The sequence below is a fragment of the bacterium genome, from assembly GCA_024226335.1.
Taxonomy (GTDB): domain Bacteria; phylum Myxococcota_A; class UBA9160; order SZUA-336; family SZUA-336; genus JAAELY01.
In genome coordinates this window covers 1-2,379 of sequence record JAAELY010000549.1, presented here as the reverse complement: position 1 = coordinate 2,379, position 2,379 = coordinate 1, and the positions used below count along the sequence as shown (strand labels likewise).

The 2,379-nt window shown below is 66.0% G+C and carries 2 protein-coding genes; both read left to right on the top strand.

The window, feature by feature from the left end; all coding sequences use genetic code 11:
- The first annotated feature begins 295 nt into the window (after positions 1-295).
- Positions 296-1,495: an ISAs1 family transposase gene (locus GY725_26835; protein ID MCP4007815.1), complete on the top strand. Its 1,200-nt coding sequence runs from the start codon at positions 296-298 to the stop codon at positions 1,493-1,495.
- On the top strand, positions 1,489-2,049 hold the full coding sequence (locus GY725_26830) for an ISAs1 family transposase (GenBank protein ID MCP4007814.1): 561 nt from the start codon (positions 1,489-1,491) through the stop codon (positions 2,047-2,049). Before GY725_26835 ends, GY725_26830 begins: the two co-directional genes overlap by 7 nt.
- The last annotated feature ends 330 nt before the right edge of the window (positions 2,050-2,379 follow it).

The following is a 2,379-nucleotide window of genomic DNA, read 5'->3' as shown; positions in this document are numbered from 1 at the left end:
TGTTGCGTTGCAGGCCCGATGACCTGACGAGGAGGTTCTCGTTGCGTGTTCCGTGTCACGTCATCACGCCCGATACGACCGTGACACAGGGGTTCGGCGCGTTCGGGTGAGGAGTTCCTGGGGCGGGCCGAGAGGTGGAGGTAGGCTCGGCGATCCGTCCCTCCCGCAGGGTTCTGTCGAGTTGATCTGAATCGGTGAGGACAGAGGCTTTTGCGGATTCTCCTGGCATCGAGGATCGCTCCGTGGTCCCATCGCCTGCGTGGTCGACAAGGCGGTAGATCTACGGCGGGTGGCGGTGCGACCGATTCGAGCAGATGAGCGACAATCGTTCGATCGGCTGATGATCAAGGAGCACTACCTGCACAGCTCGGTGCTGGTGGGAGAGGCTCTGCGATACGTGGCGACCGATGGGGATCGATGGCTGGCGTTGTTGGGCTGGAGCACCGCGGCGTTCAAGTGCAGGCCGCGAGACACCTGGATTGGTTGGCCCGAGAGGTTGCGATGGCCGCGACTGCGGCTGATCGTGAACAACTCGCGGTTTCTGGTGTTGCCCGGGGCAAGACAGCCACACTTGGCGTCGCGCGTTCTGGGTCTGAGCTGCCGTCGGCTTTCGCGAGACTGGCAGGCTGCGTTCGGGCATCCGGTACTGCTGGCCGAGACCTTCGTGGAGAGCGCCCGCTTCACGGGCACGTGCTATCGAGCGGCAGGATGGAGCCTGCTGGGCGAGACCAAGGGTTTTGGTCGCCGCGGAGGGACGTACCACGAGCACGGCGTGCTCAAGCGCATCCTCGTGAAGCCGCTGCACCGGCGCGCGTGCAGCCTTCTCTGCGACCCGCAACCGCATCCCGAGTGGGGCTCGAAGGAGCAAGGCATGGATTCGCTGTCGTTGAAGCTGGTTGGTGCAGGGAGTCTCTACGAGGCCCTGTTGCAGGTTCCGGATCCTCGCAGTCGGCGAGGGCGTTCGTATCGCGAATCTGCCGGACTGCTCGTTCTCGTGATCGCAGCAGTTCTCGCGGGGCAGAAGAGCTACGCGGCGATCGCCGAATGGGTCGTGGACGTGCCGCAGGATCTGCTCCGGACGCTTGGCTGCCGGCGGAACGCGCGGACTGGGCGTTTCAAGGCACCGAGCGAGCCAACGCTCCGTCGCACGATCAGTTCGGTGGACGGAGAAGCCGTGGACCGGGCCTTCGCGAAGTGGGCGTGCGAGCAGGGCGTCGAGCTTCCCGGCAACGTGATCGCGATCGACGGCAAGGCACTGCGCGGCAGTCACAATGGTGATCGCCAGAAGCAGGTGCACCTGGTGGCCGCGTTCACCCACCGCGAGGGGGTGGTGATCGCGCAGCAGCAGGTGGCCGACAAGAGCAATGAGATCCCCGCGGTCCAGAGGATGATCGAGGGCCTCGACCTGAAGGGCGTGACCGTCACGATAGACGCGATGCACACCCAGACGGCCACCGCGCAGGCGGTGGCCGAAAAAGGGGGCACTACATCCTGACGGTCAAGGACAACCAGCCGACGCTCGCCGAGAAGGTGGTCGATCTGCCCTGGTGGAACATGAAGGCCAACTGGGCCGAAGAGGGCCGCGGTCACGGTCGCATGGAGGAGAGGACGATCCGAGTCCGCACCGTTGACCCCGCCCATCCTCTGCCCGGCTTCCCCTCGGCTCGACAGATCGCCGCGATAGTTCGCGAGCGCACCAACCTCCGCGGCGAGAAGCTCGGTGAACCGGAGATCGTCTTCGCGATCACGAACCTCTCGCGCAGAGAGGCATCGCCACGGGCCCTCGCCGTCATGCTGCGCGGCCACTGGTGCATCGAGAACAGCCTCCACTACGTCCGGGATGTGACGTTCGACGAGGACCGATCGCGAATCCGGACCGGAGCGGGGCCACGGGTGATGGCCAGCCTGCGCAACCTCGCGATCGCAATCCACCGCCTGAACGGCGAGAAAAACATCGCCAGCGCAACCAGGAGGTGTTGCCGGGTGAGCCGGCGGGCCTTCGCCCGCCTCGCAGGCCGTGCCGTCGCGCATGCCACCAAGGCCGCCTGAGCCTTCGCAAGCAGCACATCTCCTTCAAGCCCCTGCCGGAAAGGCTGCCGGATGCCACGGCTCTGCTCCCACGCAGCCCAGACAGGCTCAAGAGCGCCGATTCGGCTCCGAAACCCCAGCCTCCACGGCGCAAGCCGACCACACGAGCCTGGCCACAGCAGGTTCTTCGCCGCACGGCTCGCTACCCTGACCGCTGCCAACTCGAACTTGACGGGACCTTGCGTCTGCCCCGTGTGCGTGCTCCACGCTGCCATCCGCAGGCTGTGGTTGGCCTCGACGTGCGCCGCGGCGGTCGTGGCGATCACCGCCAGGCCGTAGCGCTTGTGCGGC